Source organism: Paenibacillus sp. YN15, from assembly GCF_003285005.1.
Lineage (GTDB): Bacteria > Bacillota > Bacilli > Paenibacillales > NBRC-103111 > Paenibacillus_AR.
Window position 1 is genome coordinate 311,658 of sequence record NZ_QMFA01000001.1, and the last position, 17,932, is coordinate 329,589.

Below are 17,932 nucleotides of genomic sequence, written 5' to 3' on the forward strand. Positions count from 1 at the left end.
AATGTAGGGCGTGGGAAGCCTCCTTTTATTACCCATTAACGCAAAAAAACCACCTGCCAAATGCCAATGACAGATGGTTTTTGATTTGAATGAGAAGGAAAACACGGACAAGATAAACCCCATTCCGCTGCAAACCTAATTTCTCAATTCCGCTTTTCTTCAAACTCCGTAAAAATCTAAAATCTGGTCGGTGGTTTTCTTGCCTTCATCAATAGCTTGATCGATTCGCTCAACAAGCTTATTCTTTTTATCAATTTTGTGCTAAAACCTCAATAACCTTGGGATCAGTCAAATCAACATCCGGATTGTTTTGATAATAACTTTCATGGATTCTATCATTTCTTTCAACTAACCATGTGGGATGCTATTTTGCCTGAAGCGATCCGAGCCTCGCCAGTCGGCCTTCTTAAGGCACATAATATGACTGTACCGTTGGAGTATACCCATCTGCTATAATTTGAGCGGGAGTTTTGTTAGGCATTTTGTAACGCTGTGGCCATAATCCCCAGTTGTAAGACGATGAAATAGTACCATTTCCACGAATAGCAGCCAGATAATAATACACTGTTTGTCCTGAAGATGCACCGGAAGCGGTCTTTAGATCAATGGAATATCGGTAGTAATCGCCGCTTGAGTTGCCAACCCCGGTTTGTGTCATATTAGGTCCCTGGTTCCAAGAACCACTAGAGCCTATTTTATAATAGAACTCCACTCTAGTTGGGGCAGCATTAACTCCATCGTCCATAGAATTGACTGAAATATAAAGTGAATTACCAACCATCGCATCACCTGCTAAAAAATCCATGTAATATCCGTATCCCCAGTTTTGTACCCCGCGGAAGAAACGAAATAATTTAATTGAAGATGACCCTGAGCTATTCGTATCTTGCAAATGCAAATGAGGGGGCCATCCTGATCCTCTTAAAATATCAATTTGACCAATTTTGTTAGTGGGGGTCAACACTGTAGTGTTTGCAACAAGCCCAGAAGTAGGATTGATGTGCATGTATTTCGCATAGTAACCATCCCAGGTTCCATTCCCATCAATATCATACTCTACAACAACATTGCCGTTATTGACTGTACCAGGTGCCGTAACACTCCTGACAATACTTCTGAACATTGGATATACGTAATATGTTGAGTCGCCTCTTAAATCTGTTCCATTATGAACATCGGATGAACCACTCAGATACCTTGGTTGATTATTAGGTCCGTTAATCCGGTGAGTCGGGAGAGAAAAATCATCCGCCCCTGCATCCGTATTTCCTACGTGAAACGGAGAGCGAGCTGTCCCTACTGAACCTGTGTAGTAATATTCTGTGAATTGATCGACATAACTGATAGCAAAAACCTGGGTATTTATAGAAAAGAAAAGAATCATTCCGAGAAGTAAGGATAAGGTTTTTTTCATTTTGCCACCTCCACTTCATCAATATTTACTGTGTAAGTCGCTTCATCTAAAGTCCCTTTTACACTGGTTTGAATTAGCAGGGTGGTGCTATCCATCCAAGAAACTCCATCTATCCAAGTGTTGGGCGGGGCATGAATGACCTTCCACGTCTTCTCGTCTACATTATAGAGCACTACTGAAAAATCCGGCTCTCCGTCTTTTTCCTGATTGTGCAAGGCAACCCATGATCCATGGGACTGCAACGAAGCGACGCGATTAATCAGCAGACTGGGGACCTCGGTCTTTTTTCCCGTCTGTATGGATTGAAGAGTCAGAGAGCCGGGATTAATTTGATAAACTAGTTGATCTTTTAACAAGGCTGCATTAATCGTACCATCCTCAATCAGTATCTCTGCTTTAGCAGTCTCAACATTAAGAGAAATGATATGTTGACTATCCAAGATGACTGTCTCATTATTTAACCAGCCAATGACTCCCGCGCCACCTGACAAAACAGGTTGCTCGTCGCCTGTTTTAATATTTTTAATCCACAGCTGCCCATTCTTGTCTTCTCCATTCACCATGCTGCGTTCGGAGAAAAAGAGCACATACGCTCCAGTGGGGCTTACAGCGGGAGCAGATCCCCAAAGAGGCGTTCCGATTCCTTCCACTTGCTTAGACAGAGTTTCATCCTTTTTGTATCCATTAACTTCATCTTTCAAAAACTTTTCCAACTTACCATTTTTCCAGTCGGTTCGATAAATCGTACCGTCAAAACTGATAAGATACTCGTTTGTTCCTGGAATCGGTACGGTCCATAATGTTGTAACCGGATCATAAATGGCAACTTCTTTGTCATTCTCCTTCACGTACGGCACATCAAGAGTTTTGCGGGTATCATCTGCGACAAAAGACTTTGACAGTACGTTTCTATCTTTAGCTTTCGCTTTCGATTGCAAAGTTGGAGCTCCTGTTACTGGATCAATTGAATTGATAATATCCTGTTTATCTTTTTTAGTAGGTAAATCCACAAGTACTCCTTCCTGCACTTGTTTCACACCTTCTGTCTTTTTGAAACTTGACAGATTGAAACCGGAAGCAGAAACAGATGCAACACCAATGATGAGGACTAACACCGTAAAACCACCGAACCATAATGATTTCTTTTTATTCATCTTCATCGCATTCCCTCCCGCGTAGAATCTAAATCTTCAACAAGATTTCCCTCTGAAATAAATCATTGAAATATAATGAATATTACCTTTAAAGTATAAATATATAAAATATTCTAATGCCGCAAAATAAATTAATACTCCACCTCTGATGAAATTGCAGAAGCCGACTCCAAAACAGTACTCCCATTCGTGATTACAACGGAGGTGAGAACTCGGTAAGTATAGCCTGAATACACATACGTCACCTTTTCAAGAGCATGATAGCCTTTCCTGAGAAAGATTCGCTCCATGACTCCACTGTTGCCCAAATACCGCCGTTTAAGCGCTGAAGCTTAATGGTTAGAGTAGAATTATGCTCATCCGATACATACACATCCCCACTGGAAACGGCGCGGCCCCACTGCCCAATCGAAAGTGATGCTCCAACGAATGAAATATGCTGGTAATAGGGAGTGACCGTACCTCCTTCACTCAACGTTTCAGTGCTTCCGTCAGCCTGTGCAACGGCACCTGATGCAAGCAAAACAAAAAAAGCAAAGAGTAATGATACCATCCGTTTACGTACCATTGAAGACCTCCTTCTCCTATTTTTTTCCTTACATCATATAAAACGATCAAACCTCCTATTTTACAACACACTCTGCAGAAAAATTATTGGAGCAATTCTACACTTTCCGCTATGTCCAGGAACTGCTCCCGGCCTAATCCTGTATGCTCGCCCAGGATCATAAATAATTCAGACTGTTTCTGCCAGATGACAGTCCATTTCTCACCTTTTCGTACCATTAGTCCTTGTGATCCTTGGATTGCAGTTTGAATAACCTCATCAGCATCTTCCGTATCTACATTCATACTGCTGCCTTCCCGTTTTTGTTGAAACAAGATAAATCCACCGTCGTTATGGGCATATTCGATCCCTTTTATGTTTTCAAGATTGGTCACATTGATAATGTGGTAGTCCTCCGGAATTCGCACCGGAACATACGCATGCTCCCAGTTGACTTCCAGATGCTTTCCCGCACCCTTATCCGCATTTTGGTGTCCCAATCGAATTTCCGTGTATTCATCTCGCAGTTGAACAAACAGAGTAAACATTTTAACACGCACGGCCTCTACGGTCATGGAGGACAAAGCTAATAGCAGAAGCAACAGAGAAGCAACAAGTACCGTTTTTTTAGAGCTAGTAAAAAAAAGCTTGATTCCCTTTTTGATTCGGTGAACGACAAGATGGCGATTCAATCGCTTCAGGAACTGCTTGGTCTCCGCTTCGGTTGGATGAAAAAAGAGATTCTTCCGCAGTTCCTCATTCTCTTCCAGAAGTTTCTTCCCTTCTTGTTCCATGTAGCTGGCTAAAGCCAGCTTCAATTGAATCTCCTTGTATTCCTCCATGAGTGAGGTTCGATCCGTCGAATTAGTTGGTTTCCTCATCCTGCTTCACCCTTTCTTCGAACAATACAGTCCGTGCCCGGTGCCGGGCACGGGATAAATACCCTTGAATATTTCGAGTGGGAATATCCATGATGCCGGCGATTTCTTTATCCTTCAGTCCTATCAGATATTTGTAAATCAGCAGTTGCCGGTCTTTTTCCGGTATATGCTCCAGGGCTCTGCCCAAGGCCTCATAGCTCTCCCTCTTTATCGTTTGTTCCTCCGGCGAGGCTTGGGTATCCTCAATTTCTTCCAAATCAATTGCGCCAGCCGCCTGCAGCTTTGCAGAACCGCGAGCTTGCTTGCGAATATAATCCATACATACGCTTCTAATTGTATAAACGATGTAAGGTGTTCTTTTACAACTGTCCAAAGATCGTAAAAGAGAAATTTTAGGGATTAATTTTATAAAAACATCCTGAACAAGATCCTCCGTGATGGAGTAATTCCCAACCAGGTCATATGCTTTCTTTTTTATTAATGGATAGTACTGCTGATATAAACCGGCCATGTAGTCCCGGTCGCTCTCATCTTCAATCATGGATATAAATAAAGGCAGCATACGACACCTCCGTATTAGTGAATAAACCCAAACAGCAGGAATTTGAAAAGTTATCGGCAGCTGTTTGTTGTGCCTTCCCTTAGCTGTAATCCGCGGTTATCGAACGCTGGCTTATAGATTCTACTATAATCCCTCTCTTCTCTTCCAGTAAATTCAAAACATCACAATTCTTATGATTTTGTCTCTGTTATTTCGCGCAAAACAAAAACAGGCTATCTTTTCGATAACCTGCTCTTGTTCTTGATTTTTGGGTTTTTGCTTAATGACATTGTCCAGTGGAAGGGCTTTTTACGGCGGAAAGAAAGCCGCGCAGCGGACAAAAATCATAGACTGCTTCTGTAAAGATTTGAATAATGATAAATAAGGTCTTACGTCCGGGCGGGTTCGGCATTATAATGAGAAGATAGACTTCACATGCCAAGTGACATGGCAGTAGAAAGAGTGTGAACAAACATGAGGGATCGGTTATGCATGGGACTGGATATCGGTTCCACAACTGTAAAGCTGGTGATTCTGGATGGGCATGGGCAATTGGTCTATGACAAATACGAACGCCATTACTCGGATATCCGCACCACAACATTTCGTTTGTTAAAAGATGCCTGTGTCCGCTATTCCGGCGCCAGTGTATCTGTACGCGTAACCGGTTCCGGCGGCATAGCCGTCTCCAAGTGGCTGGGGCTGCCCTTCATCCAAGAGGTGGTGGCCGGCACAGAGGCGGTGGAGCGTTTTATTCCCCATACCGATGTGGCCATTGAATTGGGCGGGGAGGACGCCAAGATCACCTTCTTCGAAGGCGGGGTCGACCAGCGGATGAACGGCGCCTGCGCCGGCGGCACGGGAGCCTTCGTGGACCAGATGGCGGCGCTTCTCCAGACCGACGCGGCGGGCTTGAACGAGCTTGCCGGCCGTTATAACACCCTGTACCCTATCGCCTCCCGCTGCGGCGTCTTCGCCAAAACCGATGTGCAGCCGCTCCTGAACGAGGGGGCCAACCGTGAGGATATTGCCGCCTCCGTGTTTCAGGCGGTGGTGAACCAGACCATCGGTGGCTTGGCCGGCGGTAAAAAGATCAAAGGCAACGTTGCTTTCCTGGGAGGGCCCTTGTACTATCTGACGGAGCTGCGGCAGCGGTTTATCGAAACCCTTGCCCTGCCTCCGGAGCAGGTGGTGATGCCCGCGCATTCCCAACTGTATGTGGCCATGGGGGCAGCCCTGTCTGCCCGGGGGGATGAGCCGATAACCATCAAGTCCCTGGCGGCGTCCCTGCCCAGGCTGTTTGAGGCCCGCGAGGAGGCCTCCGGCAGGCTGGCTCCCCTGTTTGCCTCGGAGGAGGAGCTGGAGCAGTTCCGCCGGCGGCACAACCGGACGGTGGGCCAACGGAATCTGGCGGATTATGCCGGCAGGTGCTTCTTGGGTCTGGACGCCGGCTCCACCACCACCAAGGCGGCCCTCATCGACGAGGAGGGCAACCTGCTGTTTACCCGCTACATGAAGAACGGCGGCAAACCTCTGCAATCGGCGGTATCCATCGTCCGGGAGATGTACCGGGAGCTGCCCGCCGGGGCTATCGTGGCCGGAGCGACCATCACCGGCTACGGAGAAGGGCTGATCCAAGCGGCGATTGGCGCGGAATGGGGCGAAATCGAGACGGTGGCCCATTACAAGGCGGCCCGCCATTTCCTGCCCGACGTTGATCTTATTATCGACATCGGCGGCCAGGATATGAAATGCCTGCGGATCAAAAACGGCGCCATCGACAGCATTATGCTGAACGAGGCCTGCTCATCGGGCTGCGGCTCCTTCCTGGAGTCCTTCGCCGAATCCCTGCAGATGAACGTGGAGGAGTTTGCGGCCAATGCCCTGCTGGCCAAGGAACCCCTGGATCTGGGCTCCCGCTGCACCGTCTTCATGAATTCCAAGGTGAAGCAGGCCCAGAAGGAAGGGGCCACGGTGGGGGAGATTTCCGCGGGCTTATCCTATTCGGTTATTCACAATGCCCTGTACAAGGTTATTAAGATCCGCAACCCCGAGGAGCTGGGCAAGCATATTGTCGTTCAGGGTGGAACCTTTAAGAACGATGCTGTGCTGCGCGCCTTTGAGCGGGTGACGGGCCGGGAGGCGGTGCGGCCGGAGATCGCCGGCATTATGGGAGCCTTCGGAGCCGCCCTGATCGCCCGGGAGCGCGGCGCCGCCAATGAACGGAGCACCCTTCTGGATGCGGAGGCGTTGGAGCGGCTGGTCTTCGAATCGAAGATGGAGCGCTGCAAGCTGTGCGGCAACCAATGTCTTATGACGGTGAACAGCTTTGGCGACGGCAGGCGCCATGTTACCGGCAACCGCTGCGAGCGGGGAGCCGGCGGGGAGAAGTCCTGCGAGGATACGCCGAATCTGTTCGATTACAAATACAAGCGCCTGTTTGGATACCGGTCCTTGCCCGAGGAGGAGGCGGTCCGGGGCAAGGTGGGCATTCCCCGGGTGCTGAACCTGTATGAGAATTATCCCTTCTGGCATACCTTCTTTACCGCCCTGAAATTCAGGGTAGAGCTGTCTCCCAAGTCCACCCGCAAGCTCTATGAGCAGGGTTTGGAGTCCGTGCCTTCGGATACGGCCTGCTTCCCGGCCAAGCTGACCCATGGTCATGTAACCAGTCTGGCCAAGCGGGATGTGCGGTTTATCTTTTATCCGTGCCTGCCTTATGAGCGCAACGAGCATCCCGCGGCCAACAACCACTACAATTGTCCGGTGGTGGCTTCTTACCCGGAGGTGCTGAAGAATAACCTGGATGTGCTGAAGGAGCGGGATATTCCGTTTCTCCATCCGTATCTGCCCTTCGACAATACGGAGCGTCTGGCCAAGCGGCTGTACGAGGAGCTGCAGGAGTACGGCGTCACCCGCCAGGAGGTGGAGGCGGCTGTGCAGGCGGCGCGGGAGGAGGAGGCCCGGGCCCAGGCGGATATCCGCCGCAAGGGTGAGGAAACTCTGCAGATGCTTAAGCGAACCGGACAACGGGGCATTGTGCTGGCCGGACGCCCCTATCATCTGGACCCGGAAATCCATCACGGCATCCCGGATCTGGTGGCAGGCATGGGGCTTGCCGTGCTGACGGAGGATTCCGTGGCCCATCTGGAGGCGGTGGAGCGCCCCCTGACCTTCGTGGACCAGTGGATGTACCATTCGCGGCTGTACGCGGCCGCCTCCCTGGTGGCCCGGGAGCCCAACCTGGAGCTGGTGCAGCTGAACTCCTTCGGCTGCGGCATCGACGCCATCACCGGGGACCAGGTGCGGGAGATTCTGGAGCAAGCCGGGCGGATGCATACCCTGCTGAAAATCGACGAGGGCAGCAATCTGGGGGCGGTGCGCATTCGCATCCGTTCCCTGCTGGCGGCCATGGAGGAGCGCCAGGCCCTGGAGCGCAATAAGGCGGCAGGCGGCGGTGCGGCTTCGGCTGTGGCCGCGACGGCGCCGGGTGCGGGAAAACGCCCCCGGAAGCTGTTTACCGGGGAAATGCGCCAAACCCATACCATTTTGGTGCCGCAGATGTCGCCTATCCATTTTGAACTGCTGGAGGAGGCCTTCCAGGCATCAGGCTATAATCTGAAGGTGATCAAAACCACCGATAAAAAGACGGTGGACGCCGGGCTGCAATATGTGAACAATGACGCCTGCTTCCCGTCCATTCTGGTGGTAGGCCAGCTGGTCTCCGCCCTGAAATCCGGAAACTACGACCCGAAAAACACCTCTGTCATGATTACCCAGACAGGCGGCGGCTGCAGGGCTACCAATTACATCGGCTTCCTGCGCAAGGCGCTGGCGGATGCAGGCTTCGGGGATGTGGCGGTGATCCCTCTGGGCTTCACCTCCGAACCCTCCGGTCCGGGCTTCAAGGTTTCCCCGGGATTGCTTAACAAGGGCGTTATGGCTTTTGCCTACGGGGATCTGCTTATGCGTCTCTTGTACCGGACTCGGCCCTACGAGCTGGAAAAGGGTGCGGCCACCGCCCTGTTCCGGAAATGGATGGAGCGCTGCAAGGCCTCCGTCCGCAGCGGCAAATTCAGCGTGTATAAGGCCAATATCCGCAGCGTCGTGGAGGAGTTTGAGCAGCTGCCGATCCATGAGCACCGCAAGCCGCGGGTGGGCGTAGTCGGGGAAATTCTTATTAAATTCCATCCCGGCGCCAACAATGATATTGTGGGTTATCTGGAGCAGGAAGGCATGGAGGCTGTGGTGCCGGATCTGCTGGACTTTTTCCTGTATTGCTTTTATGACGCGGACTTTTACTATAAAAAGCTGAATATGAAGGCTGGCAAGCATCTGGCCCTGCAGGCGGTGACAAGAATCCTTGAGGGTTACCGCAAGGAGATGCGCGCGGCGCTGGGCAGAAGCGCCAGATTTACCCCGCCTCATACGATTATGGAGCTGACCCGCAAGGTGGAGGGGCTGGTATCGTTGGGCAACCAATGCGGAGAGGGCTGGCTCTTGACCGCCGAAATGGTGGAGCTGATCGAGGACGGGGTGCATAATATCGCCTGTCTCCAGCCCTTTGCCTGTCTGCCCAACCACATTACCGGCAGAGGCATGTTCAAGGCGCTGAAGGAGCGTTACCCTCACGCCAACCTGGCGGCCATCGATTATGACCCCGGCGCCGCCGAGGTTAACCAGCTGAACCGGCTGAAGCTGATGATTGCCGGAGCCCTCAAGGAAAAGCGGCCTGCGGAGAAGGAAGAAACTCCGCTGCAGGATACCGTCCAGGCGGCCAAGGAATATTTATCCTTCTCCTGACGCATCCTAAGCCACAGGAAATCCCTGTGGGAGGAGGAGCGGGCGGATGGAGGAGCTGCTGTCCGGTTACCTGGGCTTGGGATCAGCGGCGTATCTGTCGCTGGAGGATGTGCCCGGAGTATTGTTTACCTTTTTGCTGTATGCCTGGATGGGGTGGCTGCTGGAGCATGGCTACCACCTGGCGGTGGAGAGACGGCTTGCGGGAGAGGGCTTTTTGACGGGGCCCTGGAAGCCCATGTACGGATTGGCTCCGGTGCTGCTTCTGCTGCTCACCGGACCCGCCACACCGCTGTGGGCTGTGGCCGTTCTCGCTTTGGCGATTCCCACTGCGGTGGAATATGCAAGCGGGCTGCTTCTGTTCCGGATGTTCCATAAACAGTATTGGAGCTATGCCAATTGCCGCTTTCAGGTTGGCGGGCTGGTCTGTCTGCGGTTTTCTCTATATTGGATGCTGCTGGCCTTGGCCATGGTTTACGTCCTCCAGCCCGCCGCGGCATGGCTGTACCGCCTGCTTCAGCCCGTCTGGCAGCCTGTCTGGGAGCTGGCGCTGGTGGCGCTTCTCCTGGATGTGGGCTGGACGGTGGTCAAGTCGGCTCGGGCCCTGAAGCCCGCGGCCAAATAGAATGGCGCAAGCAGGAGCCTCCGGCGGGTGGAACGCCGGGGGCTTTTGTGCGTCAAGTCTGCGGAGTTTAGATGGGGTTTTATGGAAAATAATAGGTTTTACACTTAGGGCAGAACATGATAGTATTTAATAATAATTGTCTAAAAGCTGGGAATGGATGCCGCAAATGAAAGCGCTTTATTACTCCGTATTAGGATAATGAATATATATCTGGGGTGGGATGCAATATGAGCAGGACTTTCGTGAAAATTGTGGGTTTAATCTCTTTTCTGCTCGTTATCGTGCTGACGGGCTTCGCCATTGCCGCCTTCAAGAGCTTTGAAGGCATTGTGACCGAACGGATATTTGAAGAAAACAGCAGGGAGCTGCGAATCATCAGCAACAGCATCAAGAGAATGCATGAAGATGTGAAAGCATTCACCTTCCGCCAACTGGATGATCCGTCCCTGACGCCATTGTTCGAGAAGGAAAACGTGGAATTCGCAGAGATGTATGGATACATGCGCGATATCAAAAGAGATTTCGAGATCAATCCTACCTTTCATTCGGTGTCCATCTACAGCGGGAATACGGGACGATTCTACTCCACACTCAGCTCCAAAACGGAAAAGGACGCTTTTTTTGCGGAAGCGATCCGCAATTACAGGGAAATGCCGGCGTTGACCCCCATTCCCAGGGTCCTGCCCTACGAAGCGTACAATAATGATGATACCGTGTTCACCTACTTTTACTTTCAGACGGACAGTGACAACAAGGTTACCAAGGCGATGGGCGTGAATGTAGATGCCGCGTGGCTGTGCGACACGTTAAGCGGCCTGAAGGGAAGGTCGGTACGGGCTTATATCATTGACAGAACAAGCCGCACTTACATCGACGATTCCAGACAAATAAGAGGGCTGGAAACGCTTAATCATGCGCTGGTGGACAAGCTGGACCAGCCTGATCTGGACACGGGCAGCTTCGAGACGGGAAAAAGCGAGGAGCAGCGCATATTTACCTATCTGTGGATGCCGGAGACCAATTGGGTGCTGGTGGTGGAAGAGCCCAACTTCTTTCTGCACCAGAGCCTGCAAATCGTTAAAAAGGTGATTTTGCAGATTACGCTTGTCGTTGCCATTCTCGCTCTTGTCGTTGCCAGCTTCATTTCCCACCGGATCTATCACCCGTTCGGGAGGCTGCTGCGGGAGGTTGCAGGCCCGCGCCAAAAGAACGAGTCCCGGGTGCAGCTTCTGGATGACGTGCAGCTGCTCTCCGATGTATTCCGCACCAACAAGCGGCTCCTGCACGATTACGACAGCTACAAGCATTCTGCGGATGCCATTCTGCTGGAAAATTACATCAAGGCGGTCCTGATGGAGAACAATTCCATTGCCAATCAACTGACAGGCGAATTTTCCTCCGTATACGGGAACATGCTGGACCGGGAAATGCTGCTGCTCCTGCTGAAGATTGACGACCGGCAGCAATTCGAGCAGTTGGACTCGGCGCGAAAGAAAGCTTACCGCTTCATTATTATGAATGTAGCCGAGGAGGTGCTGGATGCGGGCAATGCCGCCAAGGCCGTATATATCGGGGACGGGCAGTTTATCCTGCTTATTTTCCTGCCGGAGGCAAAGGACAGGATTGTCTGGGAGGAGAAAATCCGCTTCCTGCAAAGTACCGTGCAGGGCTATACCCAAATCAGCCTCTCCGCCTTCGTCGGAGGTTATGTTCAGGGAGCTGAGTCTCTGGTTCACGCTTATAATACGGCGGCTACCCTGCTCAGGTACAGCATCATCTATAGCCGGGGGGCGATTCTGGAGCCATCCTTGCTGGAGGTGCATGAGCATCATGCTGTCGCCTATGACGAGGGCCTGGAGGAAAGGATATTGGATCAGATCCGGGCGGGGAACGGCTTGGAGGCCAAGGCTTTGTTTGATAAGCTGGTCCAGACTGCCTCCCGGGGGGATATTGAAAGCTATATGTTGTCCATAACCCGCTTCTCCCTGGCGCTGGGGAAGACCATCGATATCCTGAACAAAAGCAGGATTGAGAAGATTCCCATCTCCATGAAGGATTTCTATATCCGGCTGGCTTCCTTCGAATCCGCCGATATGCTGAAGCGGCAATTCTATGACGTCATCGACAGCATTACCGAGCAGAAATCGCTGGTGGAAACCAGGCATGACGCTTTGGTGGAATCCATCAGGAAATATATTGGCGACCGCTTCACCGAGGAGCTGAGCCTAAAGGCAATCGCGGCGGAGTTCAAGCTGTCCCAGGGTTATCTGGGCACCATCTTCAAGGAATCGGTGGGTGTGTCCGTTCTGGACTATATCAACCATATCCGGCTGGACAGATCGGCCGAGCTGCTGCTTCAGACGGAGCTGAGCATTGGCGAGATTATGGAGCGGACCGGCTTTCACAACGAAAGCAGCTTCTATAAGCTGTTCAAGCGCAGGTTCGGAGCCACGCCCAAGGCGTACAGGGTGGACAATGAGATTATCAGCAAAGTGGGAAAAAAAGAAGAAATAACATGAGACCGCTCATGTTTTTCTTTTTTTGCGGAGTTTTCTTGAAATTATACAGTCCGATTCGCAAAAAACGGTAATTGAACAGTAGCCCCGTCTGCATGCTTCCCCCATACTAAAATCACAACGCATGCATGCAACATGGATAATCAGGAGGTGTAGTATGAAGGCTGCTGTATCGACAACCGCAGTACCAGTAGGAAAGAAGCGCTTCAGGAGGGGCGTCCTGCGCAAGAATTTGGATTTCACCCTGCTGGTCCTGCCCGCATTTGTACTCCTAGTGCTGTTTCATTTTGTTCCCATGCCGGGAATTATTCTTGCCTTCAAAAATTACAATTATGTTGACGGCATTTTTGGAAGTCCCTGGCTCGGGCTGAAAAACTTTGTCTTTATTTTTTCAACTCCCGATGCGCTGCTGGCGCTGAAGAATACCGTTGTTTACAACGCTGTTTTTATAGTAACCGGCATTGCAGGCAGTGTCATTATGGCTATCCTGCTCAATGAAATTCTCAGCAGAAAGCTTCTGAAGCTATACCAGACCGCGATCTTCCTGCCGTACTTCTTGTCCTGGACCATTGTGGCTTACATTGTATTCGCTCTCCTGGACAACAGCAAGGGAATGGTCAACGTCATTTTGGACAGCCTGGGCATGTCCACCATTGAATGGTACTTCGCCCCGCAGTATTGGTTTTGGATTCATATTGTACTGCACTTCTGGAAGACCATGGGCTATGCCACCCTGTTGAACTATGCTTATATCCTGTCCATTGATCCCGCCTATTACGAGGCTGCGGCAATCGATGGGGCCAGCCGGGTGCAGATGGCGATGAAGATAACGATCCCTGCTCTTCGTCCCATTATCCTGATCAATTTCTTGGGGGCGCTGGGCCGGATCTTCAATGCCGACTTTGGCCAGTTTTTCCTGGTGCCGATGGAATCCGCCTCCCTGAGGGACATCTCCTCCGTTCTGGATACTTATGTATACAGTGCTCTGCGGGGGTCGGCAGACCTGGGAATGGGGGCGGCGGCAGGTGTGTTCCAATCGGTAGCCGGCTTCGTGCTTGTGTTGGCGGCCAATGCCTTCATCCGGTACCGGTACAGCCGGGAACAGGCAATGTTCTAGGAAAGGAAGGAGAAGAGGATGGCAACTGCAAGCAAGAAAGCAAGGTTTCGCCCCATCAGCCTGATCACGCACAGCGTCTTTATCTTACTTACTCTTAGCTGTATCATTCCCATGCTGCTGGTAATCATTATTTCCGTAAGCGGCACGGAGAGTATTGTTGAGCGGGGGTACAGTCTTTTCCCCAGTCTGTGGAGCGTGGACGCCTTCCGGTATATTTTCAAAACGCCCAAGCTGATTCTGGATTCCTATGGAACGACGCTGTTTGTCACCATCGCGGGAACAAGCATCGGTCTCATCCTGACGGCGATGATCGCGTATGCCTTATCCCGGAGGGATTATAAGCTGGCGGGTATTGTGGGCTTCCTGGTGTTTTTCTCCATGCTGTTCCATGCGGGCTTGATTCCCAGTTATATCGTCTTTACCAAATATTATTTGCTGAAGGATACCTACTGGATTTTGCTGCTGCCCGGCTTGGTCAGCTCATGGAACATTATTCTGCTGCGCACCTTTTTCTTCGAATTGCCGCTGGAGGTGCTGGAATCGGCCAGCATGGACGGCTGCAGCGAGATGCGGATATTCTGGCAGATTGTGCTTCCCATTTCCAAGCCTGCTCTGGCTACCATCGGCCTGATGATGACCCTGGGCTATTGGAACGAGTGGATGCGCTCCATGATCTATATCGATACCCAAAGCAAGTATATGCTGCAATATCTCCTGTACAAGATTCTCCGCGATGCGGAGGAAATGATGAAGGACTCACAGGTTGGCTTAAGCCTGGGGATGGCGGAATTTCCTACGGATACCGCCAAGATGGCCATGGCCGTCATTGCCGCCGGACCCATGATGTTCGTATTTCCCTTCTTCCAGAAGTATTTTGTCAGAGGCATTACCTCGGGAGCGGTGAAGGGATAAGCTGCAGCTTTAACTCCGCAAGGGGTTGAAATATAAGAACAAGAAGGGATGAAGACAGGATGGGAAAATCCAGGTTTATGTTGATGATGCTGGCTGTGCTCATGACAGCGGCAATGGCGCTCTCAGGCTGCCAGGAACAAAAGGAGGCGGCTGCTCCCAGCGCTGCAGCGGAGGCCTCGGCTCAAGCCTTGGCGCCGGTGAAGCTCAAGTGGGTGCTGCGGATTCCGGCTCAGAAGGATGGGGAGCTGGTGCTGGCGGAGGTTAACAAAAAGCTCAAGGAAAAAATCAATGCCACGCTGGAGATTCAATTTATTGAAGCGGCCGCCTACAACGAGAAGACCAAGCTGATGATTGCCGCCGGAGAAGAATTCGATATTATGTTTACCAGTCCGTCCTATCAGTTCTATGAGAATGTGGCAAAAGGCGCGTTCCTGCCCCTGGATGACTGGATTACCAAGTATTCTCCCAAGGCCTATGAGAAAATTCCGGCCAGCTTCTGGGACGCCATGAAGGTGGGCAACAGCATATACGGCTTCCCCAACTATCAGATTGTGGCCAGACAAACGGTGCTTTCCATCCGGAAGGATATGGCGGAGAAATACGGAATCGATACCGGCTCCATCAAGAAGCTGGAGGATTATGAGCCGGCTCTGGCCAAGATGAAGGCAGGCGAGGCCCAGGACAAATTTATTATGGCCGGCTCCAGCATAACCAGTATGGATATTATGAATATGCTGCAGCTGGAGACTCTGGGGGCGGAGGGCAGCCCGGGAGCGGTCGAATTGGCAGGAACCGACTACAAGGTGTTTAACCAATATGAGCATCCGGCGTTCGTGAATTACGTCAAAACCATCAGAAGCTGGGCGGAGAAGGGCTATATCGACAAGGATCTGTCCCTGATCAAAAATGCGGATGAGCTGTACAAAACCGGCAAAATTCTGTCCAGGATAAACAATTATAAGCCGGGCGGCGACGTAGAGGAGCAAACCAGATATGGCTATGAGCCGGTATATGCCTTCCTGACGGAACCGTTGGTCACCACCAGCTCGATTACGGGCACGATGCAGGTGATCAGCCGCACCTCCAAAAATCCGGAGCGGGCCATGATGTTTCTGGAGCTGCTGAATACGGATAAGGACCTGTACAATATGCTGGTCTACGGTATCGAGGGCAAGCACTACAAGAAGACGGGGGAGAACAGTGTGGAGCTTATCCCCGATTCGGGCTATTCCACCAATGTGGCCTGGATGCTGGGCAATACATTGAATGCCTACCTGCTTCCCGGGGTATCGCCGGATATTCCCAAGCAGATCGATGATTTGAACAAAAGCGCCAAGGTATCCCGAATCATCGGCTTTACCTTCGATTCGGAGCCGGTGAAGTCGGAATTGGCTCAATGCATGACCATCAAGGAAAAATACGCAGCCGGCTTCTCCCATGGCATGTTCGATGTGGACAGCACCCTTGCCGCCATGAATAAGGAATTCAAGGCAGCGGGCATGGACAAGATTATCGCCGAAAAGCAAAAGCAGCTGGATGCATGGGTGGCGGCCAAAAAGTGAAGCTGCGGCAGCAAGCGGAGGGATCTGATATGGTGGTAAGAGGAGATAAGGCGGCGTTGGCTGGAGCATTCCGCAGGAAACTGGAGAAGGAGCACCAGCGCTATGATGAACATGCGGGGCTGCTTGTTGAGGAGCGCAAGCAGCAGGGATACCATTCCCGCCTGGATCGGGGCATGGGGCATCCGGTCTACAAAAGCCTGGAGTATGCGGCTGCTCTTCTGCTTGGGGCAGATGAGGGTTATCGCAGCAGAGCGTTTGCAATCATTGACCGGGTTATTTCCCTGCAGGATACGGATGAGCATAGCCCTACCTATGGCATCTGGCCGTATTATCTGGAGGAGCCTCTTGACCGGATGAAGGCGCCTGACTGGAATTGGGCGGATTTCAACGGGAAGGTGCTGGTGTATCTGCTGCTGGAGCAGCGCCGGGTGCTGTCGCCTGACAGAATCGCAGATGTAGAACAGGCTCTGAAGCACGCCGCAGCCAGTATCATACGCCGGAATATTGGCCCGGACTATACCAATATCAGCCTGATGGGCGCTTATGTAACGATTAAGGCCGGGGAAATATTGGGCGACGGCAAGCTGTTCCATTACGGCAAGACCCGGCTGCAGAAGGCGCTGGCATTCGTGGAGGAGAACGGAGGCTTCGCCGAATACAACAGCCCAAGCTACTCCATTCTGGCTCTGGAGGAGCTTGGCCGGATGCTCAAGCATATTGAGGATAAGGAATGCCTGACGGCGGCCTCCCGGCTCAATGACCTGGAATGGGCATGCATCGCCCGGCACTTCCACCCGTCCACCAAGCAGCTGTCCGCCCCGCATAGCAGATGCTACAGCAATATTAGCGGCAATAGCTTTCTGTCCTTCCTTCATGTGGGGACAGGGATGCAATTGGACCTGATGGAAGAGGAGGAACTGGAATACGGGCTGCTGTGGGATACCATGGTGATTCAATGCCCGGAGAAGCATTATGAGCTGTTCCGGACATTGCACGAGCCCAGGCTTGTCCGGGAAACCTTCTACAAAGGGGTGGATATCATCTCCAGGGAGGAGATCAGGGTGCTGATTGAGCAGGGCACTCCCCCTCTGCAGGCTGTCACCTATATGACTCCCCGCTTCTCTCTGGGAAGCTTCGCCGAATACGACCTGTGGAATCAACGGCGGCCGCTTATGGCTTATTGGGGCAGCCCTGAACAATGCACGTATTTTAGGCTCAGATGCTTGCACGACGGGCAGGACTATGCCTCCGCCATCATCCGCACCTTCCAGGAGCGGAATCATGTGATCGCCGGAGTCACCTTCGCCAAGGATCACGGGGACTTCCATTTCATCCTGGACCCCTTGCCGGAGGAGGGGAAGCTCACCGCACGGCAGCTTTCCTTGCGCTTTGAAGCGGGGGGATATATGGAGGGGCTGCAAATTCCTTCCCAGGCGGAGGCAGGCGCTGCGTTGTGCATTCATTCCGGGGATATCACTGTGGAGCTTCATCCCCTGCTGTGCCGGTTTGGCGAATATCCTGTGCAGGTGCGGACGGGAGGAGATGCCGGCGCTCAATGGATCGAGTTTGTTTTATATGAAGGGGAGGAGCGGGTTCTCGATTTTAACCTGATGGAGCAGGCGGCATTTGTCTTCGGGCTCAGTGTGTTTGACGGGAGATATTGCCGAAGCGATGAGGAGCACAGCTATGGCTGCACGTTGAATCCGGCGGCTACTGAAGCCTGCGCCACCCTGTCCAGTACCTCCGGATGTGGTGAAATTATTATTCCGCTGAAGCCTTCATTCTTCATTCCCCCCATTCCCGGACTGGTGAAAAAGGTGAAATGCGGTGGTTTTATATATGAACCCATATGAACCGGAAGAA

General features: G+C 51.8%; 12 protein-coding genes. 7 read left to right on the forward strand and 5 right to left on the reverse strand.

The features are described 5' to 3' along the window. Positions 1-406 precede the first annotated feature (406 nt). The 5 genes from DQG13_RS30475 to DQG13_RS01040 all read right to left on the reverse strand — a co-directional run bounded on the left by DQG13_RS30475 (position 407) and on the right by DQG13_RS01040 (position 4,558). A complete protein-coding gene (locus DQG13_RS30475; protein ID WP_146767073.1) occupies positions 407-1,414 on the reverse strand; it encodes a hypothetical protein in 1,008 nt (335 codons plus the stop codon). Beyond that, complete coding sequence (locus tag DQG13_RS01025) at positions 1,411-2,574, reverse strand: hypothetical protein (protein WP_113017496.1); 1,164 nt, start codon at positions 2,572-2,574, stop codon at positions 1,411-1,413. The genes DQG13_RS30475 and DQG13_RS01025 overlap by 4 nt, the downstream gene beginning before the upstream one ends. A gap of 235 nt (positions 2,575-2,809) precedes the next feature. Then, positions 2,810-3,136, reverse strand: coding sequence for a hypothetical protein (locus tag DQG13_RS01030; protein ID WP_113017497.1), 327 nt, complete (start codon positions 3,134-3,136; stop codon positions 2,810-2,812). Positions 3,137-3,219: 83 nt separating this feature from the next. Then, a complete protein-coding gene (locus DQG13_RS01035) occupies positions 3,220-3,933 on the reverse strand; it encodes a DUF4367 domain-containing protein (RefSeq protein WP_181592496.1) in 714 nt (237 codons plus the stop codon). A 46-nt stretch (positions 3,934-3,979) separates the two neighbouring features. After that, positions 3,980-4,558, reverse strand: a complete 579-nt coding sequence (locus DQG13_RS01040) for an RNA polymerase sigma factor (protein WP_113017499.1) — start codon at positions 4,556-4,558, stop codon at positions 3,980-3,982. Positions 4,559-5,011: 453 nt separating this feature from the next. Here DQG13_RS01040 and DQG13_RS01045 point away from each other — a divergent pair, with 453 nt between their 5' ends. The 7 genes from DQG13_RS01045 to DQG13_RS01075 all read left to right on the forward strand — a co-directional run bounded on the left by DQG13_RS01045 (position 5,012) and on the right by DQG13_RS01075 (position 17,922). Then, positions 5,012-9,340, forward strand: a complete 4,329-nt coding sequence (locus DQG13_RS01045) for a 2-hydroxyacyl-CoA dehydratase (RefSeq protein ID WP_113017500.1) — start codon at positions 5,012-5,014, stop codon at positions 9,338-9,340. A 46-nt stretch (positions 9,341-9,386) separates the two neighbouring features. Then, positions 9,387-9,962, forward strand: coding sequence for a putative ABC transporter permease (locus DQG13_RS01050; RefSeq protein WP_113017501.1), 576 nt, complete (start codon positions 9,387-9,389; stop codon positions 9,960-9,962). Positions 9,963-10,189: 227 nt separating this feature from the next. Next, entirely contained in the window at positions 10,190-12,481 is a 2,292-nt protein-coding gene (locus DQG13_RS31700) for an AraC family transcriptional regulator (protein ID WP_113017502.1), read from the forward strand. A 154-nt stretch (positions 12,482-12,635) separates the two neighbouring features. After that, positions 12,636-13,595 carry an ABC transporter permease gene (locus DQG13_RS01060; protein WP_181592497.1) on the forward strand — a complete coding sequence of 320 codons (960 nt, stop codon included), beginning with the start codon at positions 12,636-12,638 and terminating at the stop codon, positions 13,593-13,595. 111 nt (positions 13,596-13,706) lie between these two features. Continuing rightward, positions 13,707-14,507 carry a carbohydrate ABC transporter permease gene (locus DQG13_RS01065; protein ID WP_181592498.1) on the forward strand — a complete coding sequence of 267 codons (801 nt, stop codon included), beginning with the start codon at positions 13,707-13,709 and terminating at the stop codon, positions 14,505-14,507. 59 nt (positions 14,508-14,566) lie between these two features. Next, positions 14,567-16,069 carry an ABC transporter substrate-binding protein gene (locus tag DQG13_RS01070; protein ID WP_113017505.1) on the forward strand — a complete coding sequence of 501 codons (1,503 nt, stop codon included), beginning with the start codon at positions 14,567-14,569 and terminating at the stop codon, positions 16,067-16,069. A gap of 29 nt (positions 16,070-16,098) precedes the next feature. Further along, a complete protein-coding gene (locus DQG13_RS01075) occupies positions 16,099-17,922 on the forward strand; it encodes a hypothetical protein (RefSeq protein WP_146767074.1) in 1,824 nt (607 codons plus the stop codon). Positions 17,923-17,932: the final 10 nt, after the last annotated feature.